This window comes from Pseudomonas sp. E1MeOHC2, assembly GCF_058745025.1.
Genome location: NZ_CP196675.1, coordinates 3,327,220 through 3,352,927, shown reverse-complemented (window position 1 = coordinate 3,352,927; position 25,708 = coordinate 3,327,220). Strand labels below are relative to the sequence as shown.

Below are 25,708 nucleotides of genomic sequence, written 5' to 3'. Positions count from 1 at the left end.
AAGGTCTCCTGACTCATCATGCCGACACGTCCAGCTGTTCACGCAGGTGTCGGAGCGTGCGGATCATATACTTTTCGACCATGTTCTTGCTCAACCCCATCCGCTCGGCAATCTCGGCCTGGGTCAGGCCTTCGAGCTTCTGCCAGATGAACACTCGACGGCAGTTGAGTGGCAGCTCGGCCAGCGCCCGCTCCACGCTGTCAGCAAGTTCCAGGGCATGGACGTAGGCTTCAGGGTCGCCGTTGCTGGCGGCGCTTTGGTCAAAGGCTTCCAGCTCCAGCGCCTGGCGCCGGTCTTCGCGGCGAAAACCGTCCACGGCAATGTTGCGCGCCGTCTGGTGAAGGTAGGCGCGTGGCTGCTCGACCTGCTCGCGGGGGTTTTCCAGAACCCTGACGAAGGCATCGTGGGTGAGGTCCTCGGCCTGCTGACGACTGCGCAGCTTGCGCGTCCAGGTGCCGATCAGCTCATGGTAGTGGTCGAGGAAGCCTTTGGGTCCAGACACGGTCGGGGTCGTCAGGGAGGCAGAGATGGGTGCGAATAGTAATGTTTCTCATCAAAATCGGCAAATCCGCCAGTCGGTAACAAAAAATTTTTGCGGATTTCATGGACGGAAGTACCTGAAGCGTGTGGCCATAAATATGAACACCTTGCGCCTTTTCGCGGGCAAGCCCGCTCCCACATAAGCCATGCAAAGCCTGTGGGAGCGGGCTTGCCCGCGAAGAGGCCGACAGGGTCCTTCCACAATATTTAACGCTTGAAACATCCCAGGGAACATCTGCCGGTCACACGAGTCGGTTATTCAAACGATGGGGCCTCAATCCACGACGAACACGCCCGGATTGCCTGTTGATCTTGCATTCTTCACGCCCTAAAGTGCGCGCCGAACGTCCATGCTGGAAACGATCCATCCGGCTCAAGTACTGAGTAGGCGAACCAAAGTGGGGATACGGAGGACGTTCAGTTTGCAGCCACTTATCTTTTCAGTTTGCCCATGGAGTCCCTGAGCATGTCGATCCAGGTCGAAGACTATTTCGCACGTGACACCTTCCAGAAAATGAAGGCGTTCGCCGACAAGCAAGAAACCCCGTTCGTACTCATCGATACCCAGATGATCAGCCAGGCCTATGACGACCTGCGCGCCGGTTTCGAATTTGCCAAGGTTTACTACGCGGTCAAGGCCAACCCGGCGGTCGAGATCATCGACCTGCTCAAAGAGAAAGGTTCGAGCTTCGACATCGCCTCGATCTACGAGCTGGACAAAGTGATGGACCGTGGTGTCAGCGCCGACCGCATCAGCTACGGCAACACCATCAAGAAGTCCAAGGACATCCGCTACTTCTATGAGAAGGGCGTGCGCCTGTTTGCCACCGACTCGGAAGCCGACCTGCGCAACATCGCCAAGGCAGCGCCGGGCTCCAAGGTTTACGTGCGTATCCTCACCGAAGGCTCCACCACTGCCGACTGGCCTCTGTCGCGCAAGTTCGGCTGCCAGACCGACATGGCCATGGACCTGCTGATCCTCGCCCGCGACCTGGGCCTGGTGCCATACGGTATTTCCTTCCACGTCGGTTCCCAGCAGCGCGACATCAGCGTCTGGGACGCGGCCATCGCCAAGGTCAAAGTGATCTTCGAGCGCCTGAAGGAAGAAGACGGCATCGAGCTGAAGCTGATCAACATGGGTGGTGGCTTCCCGGCCAACTACATCACCCGTACCAACAGCCTCGAAACCTACGCCGAAGAGATCATCCGCTTCCTGAAGGAAGACTTCGGTGACGACCTGCCGGAAATCATCCTGGAACCTGGCCGTTCGCTGATCGCCAACGCCGGTATCCTGGTCAGTGAAGTGGTGCTGGTGGCGCGCAAGTCGCGCACTGCGGTCGAGCGTTGGGTGTACACCGACGTGGGCAAGTTCTCCGGCCTGATCGAAACCATGGACGAGTCCATCAAGTTCCCGATCTGGACCGAAAAGAAGGGCGAGATGGAAGAAGTGGTCATCGCCGGCCCGACTTGCGACAGCGCCGACATCATGTACGAGCACTACAAGTATGGCCTGCCGCTGAACCTGGCCATCGGTGACCGCCTGTACTGGCTGTCCACCGGTGCCTACACCACCAGCTACAGCGCGGTGGAATTCAACGGCTTCCCGCCGCTGAAGGCTTACTACCTGTAATGAACAACGGGGCCGCAAGGCCCCGTTTTCATGTGTGCTGGCTTGTGCCGCTCTTCGCGGGCAAGCCCGCTCCCACAGGTATGGCGCGACTCTCAGGCCTGTCAAAAATCCTGTGGGAGCGGGCTTGCCCGCGAAGAAGCCAGCACTGTAGTGATCAATCCTCGCGCTGTTCGAGCTCCTCGGCATACCCCGCTGCATACCCCGCCAGCAAAGGCCCAGCCCCCCGCAATGTAGCCACTGCACTGCGCAGAAAATTCACATTCCCCTCAACCCGCGCCCGCTCCAGCCAAGGCCCCGCCTCGGCCGTCTGCCCGCGCTCGACCAGCACCAGCGCCAGGCTGAACATTCCACGGAAATCCCCCGCCTCGGCCGAGCGCCGATACCAGCGCACCGCCCGCGCCGGGCTGGGCGCCGTAGCAATGCCCTGCTCCAGATAACGCCCATACAGGTTCATCGACTTAGCATGCCCCAACTGCGCAGCCTTCTCGTAGCACATCAGTGCCTGCACCTGATTGGCTGGCACCCCACGCCCGGTCGCCAGCAGGTTGCCCAGGTTATACAGGCCCCAATCCAACCCGGCATCGGCCGCGCGGGCATAGTGAACGGCAGCCTGCGGCAAACTCACCTCGCCGCCCCAACCATGCTCCAGGCAACGCCCGAGCATGTTGTGCGCCATGGCACTGCCACCTTGTGCAGCGATGCCGAACCAACGCCGGGCGACGGTGGCATCCTCTTGGATTCCACGCCCATCCAGCAGGATCTGCCCAAGCAACAACTGCGCCTCGAGCGCACCCTGCCCCGCCGCGGCCAGAATCGCCTGGGCGGCCTTGCCGGGGCTGTCTTCGAGCATGGCCTTGAGGCCTGCAACATCCACCACTTCCTCACGACGCAACGGGTATGACACGGTTCAGACCTCGGCCCAGCGGCGCAGCAGGTTGTGGTAGGTCCCCGTCAACTGCAGCAGCGAGGGGTGATCAGGCACATCGGCGGTGAGTTGCTGGATGGCATTGTCCATCTCGAACAACAGCGCCCGCTGGCTGTCCTCGCGCACCAGGCTTTGTGTCCAGAAAAACGCAGCATAGCGCTGGCCGCGGGTTACCGGGTTGACCTTGTGCAAACTGGTGCCGGGGTACAGCACCAGGTCACCGGCCGCCAGCTTCACCTGCTGCACGCCGTAGGTGTCCTGGATCACCAGTTCGCCGCCGTCGTAACTGTCCGGGTCGCTGAGGAACAGCGTCGAGGACAGGTCGGTACGCACGCGCTCCGGGCTGCCCTTGGGCTGGCGCAGGGCATTGTCGATGTGGAAGCCGAAGTTGCCACCTTCGCGGTAGCAGTTGATCAGCGGTGGAAAGACCTTGTGTGGCAACGCTGCCGACATGAAGCGCGGGGTGTTCCACAGGCGGTCGATCAGCGCGCTACCCAGTTCTTTGGCCAGCGCATGGCCTTCTGGCAACTGCAGGTTGTGCTTGGCCTTGGCCGATTGATAGCCCGCCGTGACCTTGCCGTCGGCCCAGTCGGCCTGCTCCAGGGCCTCGCGGATACGCGTGAGTTCGTCGGCATCGAACAGGCCGGGGATGTGAAGCAGCATGGCGGCGGCACCTGGGCAACTGTAAAGGCGTCAATGATATTGATTCCCTTTTACATACCACAAGCCCCATTTGCCGCTTAAGACGTTTCAGCCGTCGAAAACCGTAAGGGCAAACTGTAAAGATTGTAAATTCTTCACGAATGGTAACGACTCTCAATTGTTAGTCACAATTGCTTACATTAAGATCCGGCGCCTTATCACCTTGGGGAAGGTCCTTACCAATGCGTCACTACGTGCCATCTGCTGTGAGTTCACCACGCCTGATCGTGACCGCCATCGGCGTCGCCATCACTGCCTCGACCGCCTACGCTGCCGAGCCTGCCGCCAACAGCGCCGTCACCCTGGACGCCACCAGCGTCAACGGCAAGGCCGAACAGGCCAGCACCGATTACAAGGTCGAGAAGGCTTCGTCGCAAAAGTACACCGCGCCGCTGGTAGACACACCGCGCTCGGTCACGGTGATCCCGCAGCAGGTCATCAAGGACACCAACGCCCTCAGCCTGCAGGACGCCCTGCGTACTGTACCTGGCATCACCTTTGGCGCCGGTGAAGGCGGCAACCCGCAAGGTGACCGTCCGTTCATCCGCGGCTTCGATGCCCAGGGTGACACCTACCTGGATGGCGTGCGTGATACCGGCGCGCAAACCCGCGAAATCTTCGCCATCGAGTCGGTGGAAGTGGCCAAGGGCCCGAACTCGGCCATCGGTGGCCGCGGCGCCGCCGGCGGCACCATCAACCTGGTGAGCAAGCGCGCGCACCTGGGCAACTCGCTCGACGGCGCCTGGACCTGGGGCAGTGACCAGACCCAACGCTACACCTTCGATGGCAACTACCAGTTCAGCGACACGGTTGCCGGTCGTCTCAACCTGATGACCCACGAGAGCAACGTCGCCGGCCGCGACAAGGTCAACTACGACCGCTGGGGCATCGCCCCGTCCCTGGCCTTCGGCCTCGGTACCCCAACCCGCGTCAACCTCGACTACTACCACTTGGAAAGCGACGACCTGCCAGACTCGGGCATTCCGTACACCATTCCTGCTGGTGGCAGCGGCGCGCGTACTTCGGCGCACCCAAGCAAGCCGAACGACGGTGGCGACAGCGACAACTTCTACGGCCTGACCGGCCGTGACTTCCGCAAGAGCCGTGTCGACATCGCCACCTTCGCGATCGAGCACGACCTGACCGACTCGCTGACCATCAAGAACACCCTGCGTCACGGCAACAGCATGCAGGACTACATCCTGACCCAGCCTGACGACAGCAAGGGCAACGTCAACAACGGCAGCGTCTGGCGCCGCGCCAACAGCCGTGTGGGTAACACTGCGACCACCACCAACCAGACCGACCTGTTTGGCGAGTTCTATGTGGGCGGCATGAAGAACAGCTTCTCCACCGGCATCGAACTGAGCCGGGAAGAGAGCAAGCGTTCGTCGTACACCGTCGATACCGATACCGTGCCTGGCGGTACTGCAAACACCAACTGCACCCCGAGCATGATCGGCGCCAGCAGCGGCTACAACTGCACCTCGCTGAGCAACCCGAACCCGGACGATCCTTGGAACGGCAGCATTGCACGCAACTACGCGGGCACCGACACCAAGAGCAACACCCGCGCCCTGTACGTCTTCGACACCCTGGAGCTGACGCCTGACTGGCTGCTGAACATGGGCCTGCGTTACGACCACTTCGACACCCAGTACCGCACCTACGACGCCTCCGGCGCCACCGTGGTGAACACCAAGGGCGTTGCCTCCAAGGGCCGTGACACCAGCGAGTTCATCACCGGCCAACTGGGCCTGGTCTGGAAGCCGGCTGAAAACGGCAGCATCTACGTTTCCTATGCCACCTCCGCTACGCCACCAGGCGCAATGTTGGGTGAAGGTACCGAAGGCAACCCGCTGGGCAACACCAGCGACCGCGCCGGCAACCTGCTGAGCAGCGACATGGAGCCGGAAGAAACCACCAACTACGAGATCGGCACCAAGTGGGACCTGCTCGACCAGCGCCTGTCCCTGGCCGCCGCGCTGTTCCGCACCGAGAAGGAAAACGCCCGCGTCCAGGTGGACACCACCACCTACGAAAACGTCGGCGAAACCCGCGTGCAGGGCATCGAACTGTCGGCCAGCGGCAAGCTGACCGATAAGTGGCAAGTATTCGCGGGCTACACCTACATGCAGGCGCGCCAGATCGACGGCGGCGCGCTGGGCAAGGCCAACGATGGCAACCAGCTGCCGAACACGCCAAACAACAGCGCAAGCCTGTGGACCACCTACTCGATCACGCCGAAGCTGACCATCGGTGGTGGCGCGTTCTATGTGGATGACGTGTACGGCAGCGTGGCCAACACCACCATGGTCGACAGCTACGTGCGCTACGACGCCATGGCCGCCTACAAGCTGACCAAAAACGTTGACCTGCAGCTGAACGTGCAGAACCTGACCAACGAGGTGTACTACGACAAGGCGTTCTCCACCCACTTCGCCAACCAGGCGGCGGGCCGGACCGCACTGCTGACCACCAGCGTTCACTTCTGATGTGAAGGTGCATGCGCCGACCGATACCGGCGCATGCACCTGCAATCTTGGTTGCAAACGAGGACCCTGTGGGAGCGGACTTGCCCGCGAATGGGTTGGTGGATTCACCGACGCATTCGCGGGCAAGCCCGCTCCCACAGGGTTTGTGTGTATCAATGATTCGCCCATACCAAGGCATAATGCTCGCCGCCTGAACTGAAACGGCAACACAAGGTGATCGATGTGGTGAAGAAGACGCTGTTCCAATTGCACTGGTTCTTTGGCATCACCGCTGGCCTGGTGCTGGCCTTGATGGGCATCACCGGCGCGCTCTACTCGTTTCAGGAAGAACTGCTGCGCGCATTCAATGCCGATGTGCTCAAGGTCGAAGTACGCCCGGAGGGCGTGTTGCCGCCCGCCGAGCTGGTGCAGCGGGTCGAGGCCGCGCAAGGCGACAAGGTGTCGATGCTGTGGGTCGACCTGCACGAAGGCAACGCTGCGCGGGTCTTCTTCACCCCGCCGCCGGGCCAGCGCCGTGGCGAACTGCGCTATGCCGACCCGTACACCGGCGAGCTCAAGGGTGAAGTGGCCGGGCAAGACTTCTTCAACCTCATGCTCAACCTGCACCGTTTCCTGGCCATGGGTGACAGTGGCCGGCAGATCACCGGTGCCTGCACCCTGATGCTGATTTTCTTCTGCCTTTCCGGCCTGTACCTGCGCTGGCCGCGCAAGGCGCTCAACTGGCGCACCTGGCTGACCTTCGAGTGGGCCAAGAAAGGCCGCGCCTTCAACTGGGACCTGCACGCCGTGGCCGGTACCTGGTGCCTGCTGTTCTATCTGCTGTTCGCCCTCACCGGCCTGTTCTGGTCGTATGAATGGTACCGCGAGGGCCTGAACAAGTTGCTGGCCGACGCGCCGGCCGCTGGCCAGCAGCAAAAACGCGGCGAAGGCCGGGGCCGCCACGGGCCGCAGAAAGTCGACAAGAATGCCCCGCCGCTGGTGGTCGACTACGATGCCATCTGGGCCAACCTCAAGGATGCCGCCGGCCCAGGCCTAGCCATGTACAACCTTCGCCTGCCACCTGCGGGCGGCCAGCCGGCCAACCTGTTCTACCTCCTCGACGATGCCGCGCACCCGCGTGCGTTCAACACCCTGGTGCTGGACCCGGCCACCGGCCAGGTGAAAAACCACGACCGTTACACCGACAAATCCTTCAAGGCGCAACTGCTACAGAGCGTTTACGCCCTGCACGTGGGCGAATACTTTGGCCTGCCGGGGCGGATCATCGTCACCCTCGCCAGCCTGACCATGCCGCTGTTCTTCGTCACCGGCTGGCTGCTGTACCTCGACCGCCGCCGCAAGAAACGCCAGGTTCGCGCCGCCCGTGGCAGCGTTGACAGTGCCAGTACAGGCAGCGACAGCTGGCTGATCGGCTTCGCCAGCCAGAGCGGTTTCGCCGAACAGCTGGCCTGGCAGAGTGCCGGGCAACTTCAGGCGGCAGGCCTGCCCGTGCAGGTCCGCGCCTTGGCCGAGCTGGGCGAAAATGACTTGCGCCAGGCCCGCCGCGCCTTGTTCGTGGTCAGTACCTTCGGCGACGGCGAAGCCCCTGACAGTGCCCGCGCGTTCGAACGCAAGGTGCTTGGCCAACCCTGGGCGCTGCACAACCTTCACTATGCCGTGCTCGCCCTGGGCGACCGTCAATACCCGCACTTCTGCGGCTTTGCCCGTCGCCTGCAAGCCTGGTTGGGTGAGCGCGGTGCCAGCACTGCGTTCAGCCCGGTGGAGGTGGACAACGCCGACCAGGCGGCCCTGCAGCAATGGCAGCAGGAACTGGCGCAGCTGACCGGCGCACAACCGGTAACGGCCTGGCAGCCGCCGAGTTTCGGCAACTGGGCCCTGGTACAGCGTGAGTTGATGAACCCTGGCAGCCAGGGCCTGCCGGTTTACCTGATCGGCCTGCGCGCCGAAGCACCTGCCAGCTGGCAGGCCGGCGACCTGGTGGAAATCCTGCCGCGCAATGGCCAGCCGCGGGTGGATGCCTTCCTTGACGGCCTGGGCCTGAATGCCAACACGACCGTGCAACTGGACGGCCTGAGCGAAACCCTCGGCCAGGCGCTAGCCAGTCGCCAACTGCCCAGCCGCCGCGATCAACTGGTGGGCCTGCACGCACAGGCGCTGGTCGATGCGTTGGTGCCAATCGGCACGCGTGAATACTCCATCGCCTCGATCGCCAGTGACGGTGTACTGCAACTGATCGTGCGCCAGGAGCGTCACCCAGATGGCAACCTCGGCCTGGGATCCGGTTGGCTGACCGAGTACCTGCCGGTGAATGGCGTGCTTGGCCTGCGCCTGCGCCGCAACAGTGGCTTCCACCTGCCCGAGTCGCCGGTGCCGATGATCCTGATCGGCAATGGTACTGGCCTGGCCGGCTTGCGCAGCCTTTTGCGCGCGCGGGTCAACGCGGGCGAACAACGCAACTGGCTGCTGTTCGGTGAGCGCAATCGGGCGCATGACCTGCTGTGCGGCGACGAGCTGCAGGGTTGGCTCGACAGCGGCGACCTGGCACGCCTGGACCTGGCGTTTTCGCGGGATCAGGCAGAGAAGGTGTATGTGCAGGATGTGTTGCAGCAGCAGGCTGATGAGTTCAAGCGCTGGGTGGCGGATGGCGCCTGTGTGTATGTCTGCGGCAGTTTGCAGGGCATGGCGGCCGGCGTTGATGCGGCGCTGAAGGGCATTCTCGGCGATGAAGTGGTCGAGCAGTTGATCGAAGATGGGCGGTATCGCAGGGATGTTTACTGATCGCCTATTGATGTAAACAGTACCGGCCTTTTCGCGGGACAAGCCCGCTCCCACAGGTTCCCTGCCGTACTCATGTCCAACGAGGTTCCTGTGGGAGCGGGCTTGCCCCGCGAAGAGGCCGGTAAGGATTCAGTGCAAGTCGAAGGTATCGGCATCCAGGTTGGCGGGGAACTTGGCCCGGTACGCCGCCAGCTCCGCCGCCCTGAGCACCACCGTGAACACCCCGTCCGCCTCGCCTGCACTGAGCAGGCTCTCACCCTGGAAGTCCAGCACCTGGCTGTCGCCAGAATAGGCAAAGCCCTTGCCATCGGTGCCCACGCGGTTCACCGCCGCCACAAAGCACAGGTTTTCGATGCCCCGCGCCGGTAGCAAGCGGTTCCAGTGCTGGCGGCGCGCGGCCGGCCAGTTGGCGGTGTACAGCAGCAGGTCGGTGTCCTGGGCATCACGGCTCCACACCGGGAAGCGCAGGTCGTAGCAGATCAATGGGCGCACCCGCCAGCCTTTGATTTCGAACTGCACCTGGCGCTCGCCGGGGGTGTAATGCTTGTGCTCGCCCGCCATGCGGAACAGGTGGCGCTTGTCGTAATGCAGAATCTCGCCATCCGGGCGCGCCCAGAGCAAGCGGTTGCGGTGGCTGCCATCGGCGGCCTGGATGATCACGCTGCCGGTGATCACCGCGTTGTACTTCTTCGCCTGGGCCTTGAGCCATTTGTAGGTCGGGCCGTTCTCGGGTTCGGCCAGGGTTTCAGATTGCATCGAGAAGCCGGTGGTGAACATCTCCGGCAGGATCACCAGGTCCACCTCCCCCACTTGCTTGAGCAATTCCTCGAAGTGCGCATAGTTGGCCTCGCGGTCGTGCCAGGCCAGGGTGGTTTGCACCAGGGCGATTTTCAGGTCGGGCAGTGTGCTCAGATCGCGCATAGTTTTTCCGCTGCCTGACGCAGCGTCTCCTCACGTTTGGCAAAGCACAGGCGCACCAGGCGTTGCTCGGGGATGGGTTGCTGGTAGAACACCGACACCGGAATGGTCGCCACGCCGTGCTCGCGGGTCAGCCATAGCGCCATGTCAACGTCGTTCAGGTCCGGGCGGATCTGCGAATAGTCCACCAGTTGGAAGTAGGTGCCGGCCGTGCGGCGCAAGCTGAAGCGCGAACCTTCGAGCAAGCCGCAGAACAGGTCGCGCTTGGCCTGGTAGAAGCCTGGCAGTTCGTCAAGGTGCTGCGGGTGCTCGGCCATGAAATCGGCCAGCGCGCACTGCAAGGGCGTGACGCCACAGAAGTTGACGTACTGGTGCACCTTGCGCAGCTCGGCGCTCAGGGCCGGGGGTGCGATCACGTAGCCGGTCTTCCAGCCAGTGACATGGTAGGTCTTGCCGAACGAACTGACCACGAAGGCACGGCTGTAAAGCTCGGCATGGGCCAGCACACTGGCGTGGCGTACGCCGTCGTAGACCAGATGTTCGTAGACTTCGTCACTGACCAGGTAGATATCGCGATCAGCGATCAACCGCGCAAGCTGGTCGAGGTCTTCACGGGTGATCAGCGCGCCGCTGGGGTTGTGCGGCGAGTTGAGGATGACCATGCGCGTACGCGGGCTCAAGGCATCGCTGAACTTCTGCCAGTCGATGCGGAAATCGCCGTCGCTCAGTTGCACATGCACGCAGCGGCCACCGGCCAGTGCCACGGAAGGCTCGTAGCTGTCGTAGCACGGGTCGAAGACGATCACCTCGTCACCGGCGTGGATCACCGCCTGAATAGCGCAGAAGATCGCCTCGGTGGCACCGGGGGTGATGGTCACCTCCTGGTCGGCATCCACCAGGGCGCCATACAGCCGCGCGACCTTGGCCGCTACCTGTTGGCGCAGGGCCGGCAGGCCGGTCATCGGTGCGTACTGGTTATGCCCGGCGGCCACATGCCGGCCCACTGCATCGAGCAACGCCTGCGGGCCGTTGAAGTCGGGGAAGCCTTGGGAGAGATTGAGCGCGCCAGTCTGCACGGCGAGCTGGGACATGGTGGTGAAGATGGTCGTGCCGACATTCGGCAGTTTGCTGCGGATCATGGAGCCCTCTTTCCTGGGGTTTATCCGGCACGGGGGTGGAGCCCGAGCATAGCGGATCAAGCAGTCAGGAAAAAGGTTGAAACAATAGGGGGATTGCTTTGGATCAAGGGCCTATTCGCGGGCAAGCCCGCCCCCACAGGTACCGCGCTGTCCTTAAGGATGTGCGATCGCTGTGGGAGCGGGCTTGCCCGCGAAGAAGCTGACGCGAAATCAGCGCTTGTCGCGGCGCTTCTTCTCGGCCTTCTTGTGGTGCGACATCAAGCGGCGCTTCTTGTTGACCTGGCGATCGGTGAGGGTGTTTTTCTTGCCCTCATACGGGTTCTCACCGCCCTTGTACTCGATACGGATCGGCGTACCGACCAGTTTCAGCACACGGCGGTAGGTGTTTTCCAGGTAACGCGAGTACGACTTGGGAATGCTGTCGGTCTGGTTGCCGTGGATCACGATCAGCGGCGGGTTGGCACCCCCCAGGTGGGCATAACGCAGCTTGATGCGGCGGCCATTGACCAGCGGCGGCTGGTGCTCGCTCACGGCATCTTCGAGGATCTGCGTCAGGCGGCTGGTCGGCCAGCGGGTCACCGCCGACATGAAGGCGGCCTGCACCGACTTGTACAGGTTGCCCACGCCCGTGCCGTGCAGCGCGGAAATGAAGTGGATGTCGGCAAAATCGACGAAGAACAGCCGGCGTTCCAGCTCGGTCTTCACGTAGGCGCGCTCACCCGACTCCATGCCATCCCACTTGTTCAGGGCGATGACGATGGCGCGGCCGGCTTCGAGGGCGAAGCCCAGCAGGTTCAGGTCATGGTCGACCACACCTTCGCGGGCATCCATGACGAAGATGACCACGTTGGCATCCTTGATCGCCTGCAGCGTCTTGACCACCGAGAACTTCTCGACTTCCTCGTGGATCTTGCCGCGCTTGCGCACCCCGGCGGTGTCGATGAAGGTGTACTTCTCGCCATCGCGCTCGAACGGGATGTAGATACTGTCACGGGTAGTACCCGGCTCGTCGTAGACCACCACGCGCTCTTCACCGAGCATGCGGTTGACCAAGGTCGACTTGCCGACGTTCGGGCGGCCGATGATGGCGATCTTGATGCCATCCTTCTCGCTTGGGCCAGGAATGCGCACGGCTTCCTCACCTTCGGCGACGTCCTGGTCGAGGGCTTCGTCCTCGGCATCGCGCGGCAGGTGGCCGAGCACGGCTTCCATCAAGGCGTTGATACCACGGCCCTGGGAACCCGCCACCGGAATGGCATTGCCCATGCCCATCGGCGAGAACTCGGCGCGGGCAACATCGGGGTCGATGTTGTCGATCTTGTTGGCAACCAGAATCGCCGATTTGTTCCGCTTGCGCAGGTGCTCGGCGATCATCTGGTCTGCCGCGGTCATGCCCGCACGGGCATCGACCAGGAACAGCACATAGTCGGCTTCTTCGATGGCCATGAGCGACTGCTCGGCCATTTTCTCGTCCATGCCCACTTCGTCACCGGTGATACCACCGGTGTCGATCAGGATGAAGGAGCGACCCTGCCAGGAGGCATCACCATACTGGCGGTCACGGGTCAGGCCCGACAGGTCACCGACGATGGCATCGCGGGTTTTGGTCAGGCGGTTGAACATGGTGGATTTACCGACGTTCGGCCGTCCCACCAGGGCTATTACGGGAACCATGCGGCTCTCCACTCTTGAATTCTTGAAAATGCAAAGGCCGCTGCAAGGCAGCGGCCGGAGTTTGTGCGGCGTTTCCTACACCGCGGCTCAAGACCGTTGGCGGTCTTGAGCTTAGCTTCAGCGGACGGTCAGTGCCTCGAGCTTGCCGCTGTTGCCGAAGACGTAGATGGTGTCGCCGACCACCAGGGGCCGGGCGCGCAGGCCATCGCTGTCGATGCGCTCACGGCCGACAAAGCGACCATCGACCTGGCTGAGCAGGTGCAGGTAACCCTCGAAGTCACCCACCGCCACGTAGCTGGAGAACACTTCCGGTGCCGACAGTTGACGGCGAGCCATGGAATCGTTGGTCCACAGGGCGCTGGAAGAGCGCTCGTCGACGCTTTCAACGGTACCCGAGGCTTCGCTGACATAGACGTTACCGTAACCCTGGGCGACACCCACGTAGCTGGAAGCATCACGCTGCCACAGCACGCGGCCGCTTTCCAGGTCCAGGCCCGCTACGCGGCCCTGGTAGGTGCTGACGTACAGAGTACCACCGGACAGCAGCAGGCCGCCGTCGATATCCACCACGCGATCCAGCTCGGAACGCCCCTGCGGGATGGCCACACGGCTCTCCCACACTGGCACGCCGTTGTTGATATCCACCGCGATCACTTTGCCGGTGGACAGCCCGGCAACCGCCATGCGGTTGGTCACGATCGGCGCACCGGTGCCACGCAGGGTCAGTACGGCCGGGGTGCTTTCGTAGATCCAGCGGCGGTCGCCGGTCGCGGCATCGAGGCCGATCAGGCGGTCGTCCTGGGTTTGCACCACCACCACGTCACCATTGTTGGCGGGTGGTGCCAGCACTTCGCTGGTCACGCGCGAGCGCCAGCGCTCTTCACCGGTGCTGGAGTCCAGCGCGATGACTTCGCCCTTGAGGGTACCGAGCATGACCAGCCCGTAACCCACGCCGACGGCGCCCGACACCTGCAGATCCAGGTCTTTCTTCCACGCCACGTCGCCGGTGATACGGTCAAGGGCGAAGACTTCGCCGTTGACGTCGGAGGCGTAGATACGGTCGTTTTCGATGGCCGGAACCAGGGTGTTGTACGTCTCGCCCTGGCCGTCACCGATCGAGCGGCTCCACTGCTTCTTGAGTACCACTTCCTCGGTGAACTTGGTCAGCTCGGCCGGGGGCAGTTCCTTCTTGCTGTTGCTGCTGCAACCCGCGGCCAGTACGGCCAGGGTCAGCACTGCTGCTTGTTTCCAACCGATCACGTCACGCGTCCCCTTTGGCCAAGTCATCCAGCTTCAGTTGCAGGCCACCGACCGCCGCTTCATCGGACAGTGCGGCCTTGGCTTTCTCATAAGCGCTGTGAGCATCGTCGGTGCGGCCCAGCTGCACCAGCAGGTCGCCCTTCAATTCTTCGCGGCTGGCCAGGAACGCCTTGTCGGCGTCGCCGTCGAGCAGCTTGAGGGCCTCTTCGGCCTTGTCCTGGGCTGCCAGTACACGGGCCAGACGCTGACGCGAAATTTCGCCCAGGGTGGCATCGGCAGGCTTGTCCAGCACACCCTTGAGCTCGGCGGCGGCGTCGTCGAGCTTGCCGCTCTCGACCGCGACCTTGGCCACGAACAGGCTGCCGTACTGGGCGTAGGCGGTACCGCCGAACTCGCTCTTGAGCTTGCCGGCCAGTTCGGCGACCTTGGTCGCGTCGGGCTGGCCGCTCGGCGTCAGGCTGGTCTCAAGCAACGCCTGGTACAGCTGCGAGGCACCTTGCGACTGGTTGTTCTGGTACTTGTGCCAGGTATTCCAGCCCAACACCACCACGCCGGCCAGCAGGGCACCGGTCAGCAGCGGCTTGCCGTTGCGGTTCCACCAGTCCTTGACCCCTGCCAGGTCATCATCATCGGTACTCGACACCCCAATACTCCTTTTCGCCTATTCGCTTGTTGAACCGCGTTACGCCTGAGCGACCGCGGTTTCCAGGTGCTCAGCCAGAGCATCCCAGGCAATGTTCTGTTGTTCGCCTTGGCCACGCAGGGGCTTCAAGCCGATCTCTTGCTTGGCCAGTTCGTCGTCGCCCAGAATCAGGGCGAACAGCGCGCCGCTCTTGTCGGCTTTCTTGAACTGGCTCTTGAAGCTGCCGCCACCGGCGTTGACCACCAGGCGCAGGCCCGGCAGGCGATCACGCAGGCTTTCGGACAAGCGCAGGCCCGCCAGTTCTGCCTGCTCGCCGAAGGCGCACAGGTAGACATCGACCTGACGGCTGATCGACTCAGGCACCTTGCCGAGGGTTTCCAGCAGCAGGATCAGGCGCTCGATACCCATGGCGAAACCGACGCCGGTGGTAGGCTTGCCGCCCATCTGCTCGACCAGGCCATCGTAGCGGCCACCAGCACAGACGGTGCCCTGGGCGCCGAGCTTGTCGGTGACCCACTCGAACACGGTCTTGCTGTAGTAGTCCAGGCCACGCACCAGCTTGGTGTTGATCACGAACGGGATGCCGGCAGCATCAAGGCGGGCCTTGAGGCCTTCGAAGTGCACGCGGGACGCTTCGTCCAGGTAGTCTTCGAGTTTCGGCGCGCCGACCAGCACCGCCTGGGTGTTCTGGTCCTTGCTGTCGAGGATGCGCAGCGGGTTGCTTTTGAGGCGACGCTGGCTGTCTTCGTCCAGCTGCTCAAGGCGTGCCGAGAGGAACTCGACCAGCGCATCACGGTAGCGCGCACGCGCTTCGCTGGTGCCCAGGCTGTTGAGCTCGAGCTTGACCGCGTCCTGGATGCCCAGCAGGCCCCACAGGCGCCAGGTCAGCATGATCAGCTCGGCGTCGATGTCCGGCCCGTCGAGGTTGAACACTTCCACGCCGATCTGGTGGAACTGGCGGTAGCGGCCCTTCTGCGGGCGCTCGTGGCGGAACATCTGGCCGATGTACCAAAGCTTCTGCACCTGGCCATTGCCAGTGATGCCATGCTCTAGCACGGCACGCACGCAGGCGGCGGTGCCTTCGGGGCGCAGGGTGAGCGAATCGCCGTTGCGGTCCTCGAAGGTGTACATCTCTTTTTCGACGATGTCGGTCACTTCACCGATGGAGCGCTTGAACAGCTCGGTGAACTCCACGATCGGCGTGCGGATCTGGCTGTACCCGTAGGTGTCCAGCAGGCCGGCCACGGTGCCCTCGAAGTAGCGCCACAGAGGCGACTGTTCTGGCAGGATGTCGTTCATGCCACGGATGGCTTGCAGCGATTTGCTCACGAAAAGTCCTTACGAATGCTGTGTGTCAGCCACGGGCGATCAGCGCCGCGTCGGCCTCGACCTTCTCGGCCGCTTTCTGGCGGATGAGCTTTTCCAGCTCATCGACCAGGTTGTCATTGGTCAGCTTCTGCGCTGGCTTGCCGTCGATGTAGATCAAGTTCGGCGTACCGCCGGTCAGCCCCACATGGGCTTCCTTGGCTTCACCGGGGCCGTTAACCACACAACCGATCACCGCGACGTCCAGCGGCACCAGCAGGTCCTCCAGGCGCCCTTCCAGCTCGTTCATGGTCTTGACCACATCGAAGTTCTGCCGCGAGCAGCTCGGGCAGGCGATGAAGTTGATGCCACGCGAACGCAGGTGCAGCGACTTGAGGATGTCGTAGCCGACTTTCACTTCCTCGACCGGGTCGGCGGCCAGGGAGATACGAATGGTATCGCCAATGCCTTCGGCCAGCAGCATACCGAGGCCGACGGCGGATTTCACTGTCCCCGAACGCAGGCCACCGGCTTCGGTGATGCCCAGGTGCAGAGGCTGGATGATCTGCTTGGCCAGCAGGCGGTAGGCTTCGACGGCCATGAACACGTCCGAGGCCTTGACGCTGACCTTGAAGTCCTGGAAATCCAGGCGGTCCAGGTGCTCGACATGGCGCAACGCCGACTCGACCAGCGCAGCTGGGGTTGGCTCGCCGTACTTCTTCTGCAGGTCCTTTTCCAGGGAGCCTGCGTTGACGCCGATACGGATCGGGATACCGCGGTCACGGGCCGCATCGACCACAGCGCGTACACGGTCTTCACGGCCGATGTTGCCCGGGTTGATGCGCAGGCAGTCAACGCCCAGTTCGGCTACACGCAAGGCGATCTTGTAGTCGAAGTGAATATCGGCGACCAGCGGCACGCTCACCCGTTGCTTGATACGGCCGAACGCCTCGGCGGCGTCCATGTCCGGCACCGAGACGCGCACGATATCGACACCGGCATCGACCAGACGCTGGATCTGCCCCACGGTGGCGTCGACATCGTTGGTGTCGGTGTTGGTCATGCTTTGCACCGCGATGGGCGCATCACCACCCACCGGCACATTGCCGACCCAGATTTTGCGGGATTCGCGACGTTTGATCGGAGATTCGCCGTGCATGACTTACTGTCCCAACTTCAGGCGAGCGGTCTCGCCACTGGTGAACGGAGCAACATCGACGGCCTGGCCGTTGTAGCTGACCTGGGCGCCACGGGCAAAGCCCAGGCGCACCGAGAATGGCGGCTTGCCGGTCAGTTCCAGGTTGTCGCCCTTGCGCTTGACGGCGCTGAACAGCACCTTGCCGTTGCCGTCGCTGACCTGGGTCCAGCAATCGGCAACGAACTGGATCGCGACCTTGGCGCTACCGGCTGGCACTGCGACAGGCGCAGCCGGCTGAGCGGCGGCTACCACCGGTGCAACAGCAACGGGGGCCGCGGCCACAGGTGCTACCGGAGCGGGCGTTGGCGTTGGCGTTGGCGCTATGGCTGCCACTGGCGCTTGTACTTGCGGCGCCGGCGCGGGCGTTGCAGCCGGGGTTTGCGCAGGGCTGGCGGGTGCTTGCTCGGCAGCGGGAGCCGGCTGTTCGCCAGCGGCCTGCTCCAGCGGCAACGGTGCGCTCTCGGGTTGCTGGCCTGCGCTCACGGCCTGGTCTTCAGGCTCGTCCAGCGGGTGGATCTGCGTGGTGCCGTCGGCGCTTTCGACCTCGACGTGCTCCAGGGCAATCTTGGCCAGGTCCTTGCCACGCAGGCTGCCCTGGTCCTGCCACCAGACGAAACCGCCGCCGACCACCGCCACCAGCAGCAACAGGCTGACGCCGCGCAGGATGTTGTGCGACAGACGCACGGGCTCTTCGATGCGGCCCAGCGAATGCACTTCGCTGCCCTTGGCGTGGGTGCCAGTGTAACGGTCGAAAGCCTCGACCAGAGCGGCCTGGTCCAGGTCCATCAGTTTGGCATAGGCGCGGATATAGCCGCGGGCGAAAGTATGCCCAGGCAGCTTGTCGAAGGCGCCGGTTTCCACGTGGTTCAACGAACTCACAGTGAGGTTGAGCTTGCGGGCTACCTCGGCTTGTGACCAGTCCCGCTTCTCACGGGCCTGGCGCAAAAGCTCACCGGGGTTCTGGCCAGGCGCTACTGCTACTTCGGGATGCGCGGCGTTCATCGTTGCTCCGACAGGTATTGCTGATATTCCGGCGTACCGGGATAAAGTCGTTGTAATTGCTGGCCCAGGTCGGCCACTGTGCCCTGCTCGTCGAATACCCGGGCAAGGCGGCTACCCAGCAGAAGGCTACGGGCGTCAGGGTCGCTCAACCGGCTGAAACGATCGTAGTAGTCCAGGGCAGGCACATAATGCCTGTTTTCGTAGGACAACTCAGCCATTTCCAGCAACGCCTTGGGTTGCCGTGGGTTGAGTTGCAACGCTTTGAACAGATACGCGTGCGCCTGGTCTCGACGCTCGAGCTTCAGGGCGGTCAAACCAAGGTTCTCGTACACGCGGGAGCGTTCAGGATACAGGGTATCGGCGCTGGCCAGGCGAAACATCTGCTTGGCCTCGGCAAAACGCCCCTGAGCATAAAGGAAACTGCCGTAATTGTTGCGAATTCGCGTGTCACCCGGGCGGACTTGCAGGGCTTTTTGAAAGTGCTGCTCGGCCAGGGCCGGCTCACCTTCAGCCTGGAACAGCAGTGCCAGCGCAGCATGTGCACCGGCATCACTGCCGTCCAGGGCAAGGGCTTTGCCCAGCGGCGCCTTCGCCTGCTCGGTCAAACCTTGTTGCAAATACCCAAGACCAAGCTGCACATACGCCCTACCCGCCTCTACCCGCCCTTGGCGGCTGGCCAGTGGGTCGTTCGCGCCACCCGACACGCAGCCGGCCAGCAGCAAAAGCGCAAGGATCGACAGCGCGGCGCGCAGGCTCATGGCGGGGTTCTCGGTCAGTGGCGCGCAGCGCTGTCTTGCAGCTCGGCGTCGGCAGACAGCTGGCGCACGGCGATGTAGCGCTCGCTGCGGCGGGTGCGGTCGTTGACCTGACCGACCAGCTGACCACAGGCGGCGTCGATGTCTTCGCCACGGGTGGTGCGGGTGGTGACGTTGAAGCCACCATGGTGCAGCAGGTCCTGGAAGCGGCGGATAGCGTTATTGCTAGGGCGCTCGTAACCGGAATGCGGGAACGGGTTGAACGGGATCAGGTTGATCTTGCACGGCACGTCGCGCAGCAGTTCGATCATCTGTGCGGCGTGCTCGGGCTGGTCGTTGACGTCCTTGAGCAGGGTGTACTCGACGGTGAGCACGCGCTTGCCACCCAGGGTGGCCATGTAGCCCATGCACGATTCCAGCAGCACTTTGAGCGGGTACTTCTTGTTGATCGGCACCAGCTGGTTGCGCAGCTCGTCGTTCGGCGCGTGCAGCGACAACGCCAGCGACACGTCGATGTGCTTGGCCAGTTCGTCGATCATCGGCACCACGCCCGAGGTGGACAAGGTGACGCGACGCTTGGAAATGCCATAGCCCAGATCATCCATCATGATCTTCATGGCGGCGATGACATTGTCGAAATTCAGCAGAGGCTCGCCCATGCCCATCATGACCACGTTGGTAATCGCGCGGTCGACTTTGGCCGGGACGGTCCCGAAGGATTTGTTGGCAAGCCACACCTGGCCGATTACTTCGGCGGCGGTGAGGTTGCTGTTGAAGCCTTGCTTGCCTGTGGAGCAGAAACTGCAGTCCAGGGCGCAGCCGGCTTGCGACGAGACGCAGAGGGTACCGCGGTCGTCGGTTGGAATGTAGACGGTCTCGACGCAGCTGCCGGAGGCAACGCGGATCACCCATTTACGGGTGCCGTCGGCGGAAATGTCTTCACTGACCACTTCCGGAGGGCGAATTTCAGCAACAGCCTCGAGCTTTTCGCGCAAGGCCTTGCCGACGTTCGTCATGGCGGCGAAATCATCGACGCCAAAATGGTGAATCCATTTCATCACCTGGCCGGCACGGAAGCGCTTCTCCCCGATAGAGTCGAAGAATTGTTCCATTTCCGGCTGGGTCAGGCCCAACAGGTTGATTTTGCCAGTAGATGTCGTCATGGATTCACCCTCACCCGTAAGCTTTCGCTTAGCGAGTGGTTACCTCGGTAGCAGCGAAGAAGTAAGCGATTTCGCGAGCAGCAGCAGCTTCGGAGTCCGAACCGTGAACGGCGTTGGCGTCGATCGACTCGGCGAAGTCAGCGCGGATGGTGCCGGCAGCAGCTTCTTTAGGGTTGGTAGCGCCCATCAGCTCACGGTTCAGTGCGATGGCGTTTTCGCCTTCCAGAACCTGAACAACAACCGGGCCGGAAGTCATGAAGGCAACCAGGTCGCCGAAGAAGCCGCGCTCGCTGTGCTCAGCGTAGAAGCCTTCGGCTTCGGCTTTGGACAGTTGCTTGATTTTCGAAGCAACGATTTTCAGGCCGGCGTCTTCGAAGCGAGTGGTGATCTTGCCGATGACGTTTTTGGCAACTGCGTCAGGCTTGATGATCGAGAAAGTACGTTGAACAGCCATGGAAAACTCCAGAAATATGAGTGTTGCGAAAAATTAAACCCGCGAATTATACGCGGGTTCAAGGGGATTGCCTAACCTGCAGCGTCGCACTTAGTCGGCTTCATCAATCCAGGCCGCCTGGATGGCCTCGAGCACTTTCTCACCGCCGCGTGACGGATCGTCGCTGAAGTCAGGCAATGCCAGCACCCAGCGGTGCAGATCGACGAAATTCACATAACGAGGATCGACGTCCGGCTTGCTTTCTGCAAGCTGGATGGCGATCTCAAGTACATCAACCCATTTCAGACTCATGCAAAAATCCTCAGTGGGGCGCTTCGGCAGCGTGGTTAAGCGAATACTTGGGGATCTCGATGGTCAGGTCTTCATCACCGACGACCACCTGGCAGCCGAGGCGCGACTGGGCCTCCAGGCCCCAGGCCTTGTCCAGCATGTCCTCTTCGAGCTCGTCGGCTTCCTCGAGCGAGTCGAAACCTTTGCGAACAATGCAGTGGCAAGTAGTGCAGGCCTTGACGCCACCGCAGGCGCTTTCCATCTCGATGTGATGATCGTGGGCCAGCTCCAGGATGTTGGTCCCGGTCGGTACCTCCACGGTCAGCCCTTCTGGGCAGAACTTCTCGTGCGGCAGGAATGTCACCAGCGGCATCGGTTACTCCTCGATCTCATTCAGGTTGCGCCCGGCCAGTGCGGCTTTGACCGTCGAATCAAGGCGACGGGCGGCAAATGCATCGGTCACCTGCGACAGACGCTTGGTCTGTTGCTCGATGGCGGGGCCATCGGTGCCGGTCAGCAAATCACGTAGTTCTTGCATCTGGAATTCGATGGCTTCGCGCTCTTCGCTGCTGAGCAAGCGTTCGCCGTCGGCGTCCAAGGCGCCCTGTACCGCTTCGAGCAGGCGTTCGCCGTCAACCTGGTGTTCACGCAGCTGACGCGCCTGCTTGTCACTGCCTGCGTGCTCGAAGGAATCCTTGAGCATGCGGGCGATCTCACCGTCGGTCAGGCCGTAGGACGGCTTGACCTGAATGCTGGCCTCGACGCCCGACCCCAGTTCGCGGGCAGCGACACTGAGCAGGCCATCGGCATCGACCTGGAAGGTCACGCGGATCTTCGCGGCGCCGGCAACCATCGCCGGAATGCCGCGCAGCTCGAAGCGCGCCAGGGAGCGGCAGTCGCTGATCAGCTCGCGCTCACCCTGCAGGACGTGGATCATCATGGCCGACTGGCCATCTTTGTACGTGGTGAACTCCTGCGCGCGCGCCACCGGAATGGTGGTGTTGCGCGGGATCACCTTCTCCATCAACCCGCCCATGGTCTCAAGCCCCAGGGACAGCGGGATGACGTCGAGCAGCAACAGCTCACCACCTTCGCGGCGGTTGCCAGCCAGGGTGTCGGCCTGGATGGCAGCACCGATGGCCACCACCTGATCGGGGTCGATTGAGGTCAGTGGGGTACGGCCGAACAGCGTGCCGACGGCGTCGCGTACGCGCGGCACGCGGGTCGAACCGCCAACCATGACCACCGCACCGACTTCTTCCAGCTCGACGCCGCTGTCGCGCACAGCGCGGCGGCAGGCCTTGAGGCTGCGGGCGATCAAGGGCTCGATCATGGCTTCGAAGGCTGCGCGGCTCAGCTCGCCCTGCCAGGCGCCGTGACTGACGCTGACCACGTCGGCATCGGTCAGGGCCTCTTTGGCGGCGCACGCGGCCTGCAGCAACTGGCGCTGAGTCGCCGGGTCCAGGTCGGAGGAAAGGCCTGCCTGCTCGATGATCCAGCCAGCGATGGCGTGGTCGAAATCATCACCGCCCAGGGCGGTATCGCCGCCGGTGGCCAGGACTTCGAAGACGCCGGCAGTCAGGCGCAGAATGGAGATATCGAAGGTACCGCCGCCCAGGTCATAGATGGCCACCACGCCTTCGGCGTTCTGGTCCAGGCCATAGGCCACGGCCGCTGCGGTCGGCTCGTTGAGCAGGCGCAGCACATTGAGGCCTGCCAGGCGCGCGGCGTCCTTGGTGGCCTGGCGCTGAGCGTCGTCGAAATAGGCCGGCACGGTGATCACCGCCCCCACCAGATCGCCACCGAGTGTTTGCTCGGCGCGCTCACGCAGTACCTTGAGGATGTCGGCGGACACTTCCACCGGGCTTTTCGGCCCCTGGACGGTGTCGATGAACGGCATGTGCGACTCACCGCCAATGAAGCGGTACGGCAGCTGTTCGCCCAACTGCTTGACGTCGGCCAGACCACGCCCCATCAGGCGCTTTACCGACAGCACGGTGTTCAGTGGGTCGCTGGAAGCGGCATCGCGCGCAGCCTGCCCGACTTCGCTGCGCCCTTCGAGGTAGCGCACCGCAGACGGCAGAATGACATTACCCTGCGCATCGGGCAGGGGCTCGCTACGACCGCTGCGCAAGGCAGCGACCAGAGAATTGGTGGTACCCAGGTCGATACCCACCGCCAGGCGGCGCTGGTGCGGCTGAGGGGTCTGACCGGGTTCGGCGATCTGCAGTAGGGCCATGCTTATCTGAATACCTTAGGCGTCATCACGGGAGACACCGGGTTAATCGTCGAGGCGCTCTTCCAGTTGGCGCACTTCTTGGGCGAGCTTGTCGAGGAACTGCATGCGGCGCATCAGGCGTTCAGCCTTCTCGCGCTCGTCTGCGACATCCCAGCAGGCGGCGAAATCCTCGTTCAGCGTGTCCTGAGCGACCTTGAGGCGCTTCTTGAACACGCCAACACCATCAAGGTCGGCTTCGTCCTGCAGCTCTTCGAGCTCTTCACGCCACTGCATCTGCTGCAACAGGAAGTCGGGGTCGTGGACCGTGACTTCCTGGGGCACTTCGTGGCCACCGATGGCCAGCAGGTAGCGGGCTCGGCGCGGCGCACTGCGCAGGGTCTGGTAGGCGTCGTTGAGGGCCGCGGATTTTTCCAGCGCAACGCGCTGCTCACGCTCGGAAGCGTCGGCAAAGCGATCGGGATGGACTTCGCGGGCCAGCTCGCGATAGCGAGTGGCCAGCTTGTCGAGATCCAGGCGGAAGCTTGGCTGGAGGTCAAACAGTGCGAAATGACAAGGAGTACCCACAGCCAGCCTCAGACGTTGAAGCTTTCGCCGCAGCCACACTCACCGCGCACGTTGGGGTTGTTGAACTTGAAGCCTTCGTTCAACCCTTCCTTGACGAAGTCCAGCTCGGTACCGTCGAGGTACACCAGGCTCTTGGGATCGATGATCACCTTGACGCCGTGGTTCTCGAAGACCGTGTCTTCGTCAGCCAATTCGTCGACGAACTCCAGCACATAGGCCAGGCCCGAGCAACCGGTGGTGCGCACGCCCAGGCGAATACCTTCGCCCTTGCCGCGCCCTTCGAGGGAACGCCGCACATGGTTGGCGGCGGCTTCTGTCATGCTGATAGCCATCGAAACTCCTTACCTCGCAACAGGCGACTTAGATCAAGCCTTTCTTCTGCTTGTAATCGCGTACGGCTGCCTTGATGGCATCTTCGGCGAGTACCGAGCAGTGGATCTTGACCGGCGGCAACGCCAGTTCTTCGGCCAGCTGGGTGTTCTTGATGGTTTCGGCTTCGTCCAAGGTCTTGCCCTTCATCCACTCAGTGGCGAGGGAGCTGGAGGCGATGGCCGAACCGCAGCCGTAGGTCTTGAATTTGGCGTCTTCGATGACGCCCTGCTCGTTGACCTTGATCTGCAGACGCATCACGTCACCGCAGGCCGGCGCGCCGACCATGCCGGTACCGACATCCGGGTCTTCGGCGTTCATCTTGCCGACGTTACGTGGGTTTTCGTAGTGGTCGATGACCTTTTCACTGTATGCCATGGTGCAATTCCTTCCTCATCAGGGAGCCGCTCTTGCCGGCGACTGCTTAGTGGGCGGCCCACTCGATCTTGGAGATGTCAACGCCGTCTTTGTACATATCCCACAGCGGCGACAGCTCACGCAGTTTGTTAACGGCCTCGCAGACTTTCTGCGCGGCGTAGTCGACTTCTTCTTCAGTGGTGAAGCGGCCGAAGGAGAAGCGGATCGAGCTGTGCGCCAGCTCGTCGTTGCGGCCCAGAGCACGCAGTACGTACGACGGCTCGAGCGAAGCGGAGGTACAGGCCGAACCGGACGATACGGCGATGTCTTTCAGGGACATCAGCAGCGACTCGCCTTCGACGTAGTTGAAGCTCAGGTTCAGGTTGTGCGGCACGCGGGCAGTCTGGCTGCCGTTGACGTACAGCTCTTCAAGGTCCGAGACCTGCTTGAAGAAGCGGTCGCTCAGGGCCTTGATGCGCGCGTTCTCGCTGGCCATTTCCTGCTTGGCAATGGCGAAGGCTTCGCCCATACCGACGATCTGGTGAGTCGGCAGAGTGCCCGAACGCATGCCGCGCTCATGGCCACCACCGTGGATGATCGCTTCCAGACGGACACGCGGCTTGCGGCTGACGTACAGCGCGCCGATGCCTTTAGGGCCGTAGACCTTGTGCGCCGAGAACGACATCAGGTCGACCTTGAGCTTCTGCAGGTCGATTTCGACCTTGCCAGCCGACTGGGCGGCATCGACGTGGAACAGCACGCCGCGGGAGCGGGTCAGCTCACCGATGGCGGCGATGTCGTTGATCGAGCCGACTTCGTTGTTGACGTGCATCAGCGAGACCAGAATGGTGTCGTCGCGCAGCACGGCCTCGACTTGGGCCGGGGTGACGATGCCGTCTTCGCCTGGCTCCAGGTAGGTGACTTCGAAACCTTCACGCTCGAGCTGGCGAGCGGTGTCCAGGACCGCCTTGTGCTCGATCTTGGAGGTGATGATGTGCTTGCCCTTGGTCTGATAGAAGTGCGCGACACCTTTGAGTGCGAGGTTGTCGGACTCGGTGGCACCGCTGGTCCAGACGATTTCGCGCGGATCGGCGTTGATCAGTTCGGCGACCTGGCGACGACCGTTCTCGACCGCTTCTTCGGCTTTCCAGCCGAAGACGTGGGAGCGCGAAGCCGGGTTACCGAAGTTCCCGTCGACCAGCAGGCAGTCGGCCATTTTCTGGGCGACGCGGGGATCGACCGGGGTGGTCGCGGAGTAATCGAGGTAGATCGGCAACTTCATGGATATCTCCTATCAGGCGGTGGCGTCGCTCGTCGCTTTCATAAAG

24 protein-coding genes are annotated in these 25,708 nt (G+C 62.6%); 3 read left to right on the top strand and 21 right to left on the bottom strand.

Annotated elements, in window-relative coordinates; all coding sequences use genetic code 11:
* Nucleotides 1–16: 16 nt before the first annotated feature.
* Nucleotides 17–502 carry an RNA polymerase sigma factor gene (locus tag ACSSU5_RS15135; RefSeq protein ID WP_264310198.1) on the bottom strand — a complete coding sequence of 162 codons (486 nt, stop codon included), beginning with the start codon at nucleotides 500–502 and terminating at the stop codon, nucleotides 17–19.
* Nucleotides 503–1,006: 504 nt separating this feature from the next.
* Here ACSSU5_RS15135 and ACSSU5_RS15130 point away from each other — a divergent pair.
* Nucleotides 1,007–2,170 (top strand): type III PLP-dependent enzyme, encoded by a 1,164-nt coding sequence (locus tag ACSSU5_RS15130; RefSeq protein ID WP_264310199.1) that lies wholly within the window; start codon nucleotides 1,007–1,009, stop codon nucleotides 2,168–2,170.
* Between the two features lie 154 nt (nucleotides 2,171–2,324).
* Here the strand turns inward: ACSSU5_RS15130 and ACSSU5_RS15125 are convergent, their stop codons facing one another.
* Both ACSSU5_RS15125 and ACSSU5_RS15120 read right to left on the bottom strand, forming a co-directional pair.
* Nucleotides 2,325–3,074: a tetratricopeptide repeat protein gene (locus ACSSU5_RS15125; protein WP_492559198.1), complete on the bottom strand. Its 750-nt coding sequence runs from the start codon at nucleotides 3,072–3,074 to the stop codon at nucleotides 2,325–2,327.
* 3 nt (nucleotides 3,075–3,077) lie between these two features.
* The gene (locus tag ACSSU5_RS15120) at nucleotides 3,078–3,758 is read right to left on the bottom strand and encodes a Fe2+-dependent dioxygenase (RefSeq protein ID WP_264310201.1); all 681 of its coding nucleotides are present in this window, start codon (nucleotides 3,756–3,758) and stop codon (nucleotides 3,078–3,080) included.
* 221 nt (nucleotides 3,759–3,979) lie between these two features.
* On the opposite strand from ACSSU5_RS15120, the gene ACSSU5_RS15115 reads away from it, so the two are divergent.
* Together ACSSU5_RS15115 and ACSSU5_RS15110 are read left to right on the top strand one after the other, a co-directional pair.
* Complete coding sequence (locus tag ACSSU5_RS15115; protein WP_492559197.1) at nucleotides 3,980–6,292, top strand: TonB-dependent receptor; 2,313 nt, start codon at nucleotides 3,980–3,982, stop codon at nucleotides 6,290–6,292.
* Between the two features lie 222 nt (nucleotides 6,293–6,514).
* A complete protein-coding gene (locus ACSSU5_RS15110) occupies nucleotides 6,515–9,070 on the top strand; it encodes a PepSY domain-containing protein (protein WP_492561322.1) in 2,556 nt (851 codons plus the stop codon).
* Nucleotides 9,071–9,199: 129 nt separating this feature from the next.
* On the opposite strand, the gene ACSSU5_RS15105 is transcribed toward ACSSU5_RS15110, so the two are convergent.
* From ACSSU5_RS15105 to ACSSU5_RS15020, 18 genes are all read right to left on the bottom strand, one after another.
* Entirely contained in the window at nucleotides 9,200–9,991 is a 792-nt protein-coding gene (locus tag ACSSU5_RS15105; protein ID WP_492559196.1) for an amidohydrolase, read from the bottom strand.
* Nucleotides 9,979–11,127 carry a pyridoxal phosphate-dependent aminotransferase gene (locus tag ACSSU5_RS15100; RefSeq protein WP_492559195.1) on the bottom strand — a complete coding sequence of 383 codons (1,149 nt, stop codon included), beginning with the start codon at nucleotides 11,125–11,127 and terminating at the stop codon, nucleotides 9,979–9,981. The genes ACSSU5_RS15105 and ACSSU5_RS15100 overlap by 13 nt, the downstream gene beginning before the upstream one ends.
* Before the next feature lie 210 nt (nucleotides 11,128–11,337).
* Nucleotides 11,338–12,801 carry a ribosome biogenesis GTPase Der gene (gene der / locus ACSSU5_RS15095; RefSeq protein WP_264310205.1) on the bottom strand — a complete coding sequence of 488 codons (1,464 nt, stop codon included), beginning with the start codon at nucleotides 12,799–12,801 and terminating at the stop codon, nucleotides 11,338–11,340.
* A gap of 117 nt (nucleotides 12,802–12,918) precedes the next feature.
* Nucleotides 12,919–14,061, bottom strand: coding sequence for an outer membrane protein assembly factor BamB (gene bamB, locus ACSSU5_RS15090; RefSeq protein ID WP_264310206.1), 1,143 nt, complete (start codon nucleotides 14,059–14,061; stop codon nucleotides 12,919–12,921).
* A 1-nt stretch (nucleotide 14,062) separates the two neighbouring features.
* Complete coding sequence (locus tag ACSSU5_RS15085; protein WP_264310207.1) at nucleotides 14,063–14,704, bottom strand: tetratricopeptide repeat protein; 642 nt, start codon at nucleotides 14,702–14,704, stop codon at nucleotides 14,063–14,065.
* A gap of 39 nt (nucleotides 14,705–14,743) precedes the next feature.
* The gene (hisS, locus tag ACSSU5_RS15080; RefSeq protein WP_264310208.1) at nucleotides 14,744–16,033 is read right to left on the bottom strand and encodes a histidine--tRNA ligase; all 1,290 of its coding nucleotides are present in this window, start codon (nucleotides 16,031–16,033) and stop codon (nucleotides 14,744–14,746) included.
* Nucleotides 16,034–16,058: 25 nt separating this feature from the next.
* A complete protein-coding gene (gene ispG, locus ACSSU5_RS15075; protein WP_027595550.1) occupies nucleotides 16,059–17,168 on the bottom strand; it encodes a flavodoxin-dependent (E)-4-hydroxy-3-methylbut-2-enyl-diphosphate synthase in 1,110 nt (369 codons plus the stop codon).
* 3 nt (nucleotides 17,169–17,171) lie between these two features.
* Complete coding sequence (locus ACSSU5_RS15070) at nucleotides 17,172–18,209, bottom strand: RodZ domain-containing protein (RefSeq protein ID WP_492559194.1); 1,038 nt, start codon at nucleotides 18,207–18,209, stop codon at nucleotides 17,172–17,174.
* A complete protein-coding gene (pilW, locus tag ACSSU5_RS15065) occupies nucleotides 18,206–18,967 on the bottom strand; it encodes a type IV pilus biogenesis/stability protein PilW (RefSeq protein WP_492559193.1) in 762 nt (253 codons plus the stop codon). Before pilW ends, ACSSU5_RS15070 begins: the two co-directional genes overlap by 4 nt.
* A gap of 14 nt (nucleotides 18,968–18,981) precedes the next feature.
* On the bottom strand, nucleotides 18,982–20,127 hold the full coding sequence (gene rlmN / locus ACSSU5_RS15060; RefSeq protein ID WP_027595547.1) for a dual-specificity RNA methyltransferase RlmN: 1,146 nt from the start codon (nucleotides 20,125–20,127) through the stop codon (nucleotides 18,982–18,984).
* A gap of 28 nt (nucleotides 20,128–20,155) precedes the next feature.
* A complete protein-coding gene (gene ndk, locus ACSSU5_RS15055) occupies nucleotides 20,156–20,581 on the bottom strand; it encodes a nucleoside-diphosphate kinase (protein WP_033701183.1) in 426 nt (141 codons plus the stop codon).
* A 90-nt stretch (nucleotides 20,582–20,671) separates the two neighbouring features.
* The gene (gene iscX, locus ACSSU5_RS15050) at nucleotides 20,672–20,872 is read right to left on the bottom strand and encodes a Fe-S cluster assembly protein IscX (protein ID WP_264310211.1); all 201 of its coding nucleotides are present in this window, start codon (nucleotides 20,870–20,872) and stop codon (nucleotides 20,672–20,674) included.
* Nucleotides 20,873–20,882: 10 nt separating this feature from the next.
* On the bottom strand, nucleotides 20,883–21,224 hold the full coding sequence (fdx, locus tag ACSSU5_RS15045) for an ISC system 2Fe-2S type ferredoxin (RefSeq protein WP_264310212.1): 342 nt from the start codon (nucleotides 21,222–21,224) through the stop codon (nucleotides 20,883–20,885).
* 3 nt (nucleotides 21,225–21,227) lie between these two features.
* Entirely contained in the window at nucleotides 21,228–23,090 is a 1,863-nt protein-coding gene (gene hscA / locus ACSSU5_RS15040; protein ID WP_264310213.1) for a Fe-S protein assembly chaperone HscA, read from the bottom strand.
* Nucleotides 23,091–23,132: 42 nt separating this feature from the next.
* Nucleotides 23,133–23,654 (bottom strand): co-chaperone HscB, encoded by a 522-nt coding sequence (gene hscB / locus ACSSU5_RS15035; protein WP_264310214.1) that lies wholly within the window; start codon nucleotides 23,652–23,654, stop codon nucleotides 23,133–23,135.
* Nucleotides 23,655–23,662: 8 nt separating this feature from the next.
* Complete coding sequence (gene iscA, locus ACSSU5_RS15030) at nucleotides 23,663–23,986, bottom strand: iron-sulfur cluster assembly protein IscA (RefSeq protein WP_008092567.1); 324 nt, start codon at nucleotides 23,984–23,986, stop codon at nucleotides 23,663–23,665.
* 28 nt (nucleotides 23,987–24,014) lie between these two features.
* Nucleotides 24,015–24,401: a Fe-S cluster assembly scaffold IscU gene (iscU, locus tag ACSSU5_RS15025; RefSeq protein WP_003248539.1), complete on the bottom strand. Its 387-nt coding sequence runs from the start codon at nucleotides 24,399–24,401 to the stop codon at nucleotides 24,015–24,017.
* A 46-nt stretch (nucleotides 24,402–24,447) separates the two neighbouring features.
* Nucleotides 24,448–25,662, bottom strand: coding sequence for an IscS subfamily cysteine desulfurase (locus ACSSU5_RS15020; protein ID WP_264310215.1), 1,215 nt, complete (start codon nucleotides 25,660–25,662; stop codon nucleotides 24,448–24,450).
* Nucleotides 25,663–25,708: the final 46 nt, after the last annotated feature.

Coding starts and splice junctions, on each gene's coding strand:
- fdx (WP_264310212.1), bottom strand. CDS start 21,224: ATGCCGCTGGTGACATTCCTGCCGCACGAGAAGTTCTGCCCAGAAGGG.
- der (WP_264310205.1), bottom strand. CDS start 12,801: ATGGTTCCCGTAATAGCCCTGGTGGGACGGCCGAACGTCGGTAAATCC.
- ACSSU5_RS15130 (WP_264310199.1), top strand. CDS start 1,007: ATGTCGATCCAGGTCGAAGACTATTTCGCACGTGACACCTTCCAGAAA.
- iscX (WP_264310211.1), bottom strand. CDS start 20,872: ATGAGTCTGAAATGGGTTGATGTACTTGAGATCGCCATCCAGCTTGCA.
- hscA (WP_264310213.1), bottom strand. CDS start 23,090: ATGGCCCTACTGCAGATCGCCGAACCCGGTCAGACCCCTCAGCCGCAC.
- iscU (WP_003248539.1), bottom strand. CDS start 24,401: ATGGCATACAGTGAAAAGGTCATCGACCACTACGAAAACCCACGTAAC.
- ACSSU5_RS15070 (WP_492559194.1), bottom strand. CDS start 18,209: ATGAACGCCGCGCATCCCGAAGTAGCAGTAGCGCCTGGCCAGAACCCC.
- iscA (WP_008092567.1), bottom strand. CDS start 23,986: ATGGCTATCAGCATGACAGAAGCCGCCGCCAACCATGTGCGGCGTTCC.
- ACSSU5_RS15020 (WP_264310215.1), bottom strand. CDS start 25,662: ATGAAGTTGCCGATCTACCTCGATTACTCCGCGACCACCCCGGTCGAT.
- ACSSU5_RS15115 (WP_492559197.1), top strand. CDS start 3,980: ATGCGTCACTACGTGCCATCTGCTGTGAGTTCACCACGCCTGATCGTG.
- ispG (WP_027595550.1), bottom strand. CDS start 17,168: ATGCACGGCGAATCTCCGATCAAACGTCGCGAATCCCGCAAAATCTGG.
- rlmN (WP_027595547.1), bottom strand. CDS start 20,127: ATGACGACATCTACTGGCAAAATCAACCTGTTGGGCCTGACCCAGCCG.
- ACSSU5_RS15100 (WP_492559195.1), bottom strand. CDS start 11,127: ATGATCCGCAGCAAACTGCCGAATGTCGGCACGACCATCTTCACCACC.
- pilW (WP_492559193.1), bottom strand. CDS start 18,967: ATGAGCCTGCGCGCCGCGCTGTCGATCCTTGCGCTTTTGCTGCTGGCC.
- ACSSU5_RS15105 (WP_492559196.1), bottom strand. CDS start 9,991: ATGCGCGATCTGAGCACACTGCCCGACCTGAAAATCGCCCTGGTGCAA.
- ndk (WP_033701183.1), bottom strand. CDS start 20,581: ATGGCTGTTCAACGTACTTTCTCGATCATCAAGCCTGACGCAGTTGCC.
- ACSSU5_RS15120 (WP_264310201.1), bottom strand. CDS start 3,758: ATGCTGCTTCACATCCCCGGCCTGTTCGATGCCGACGAACTCACGCGT.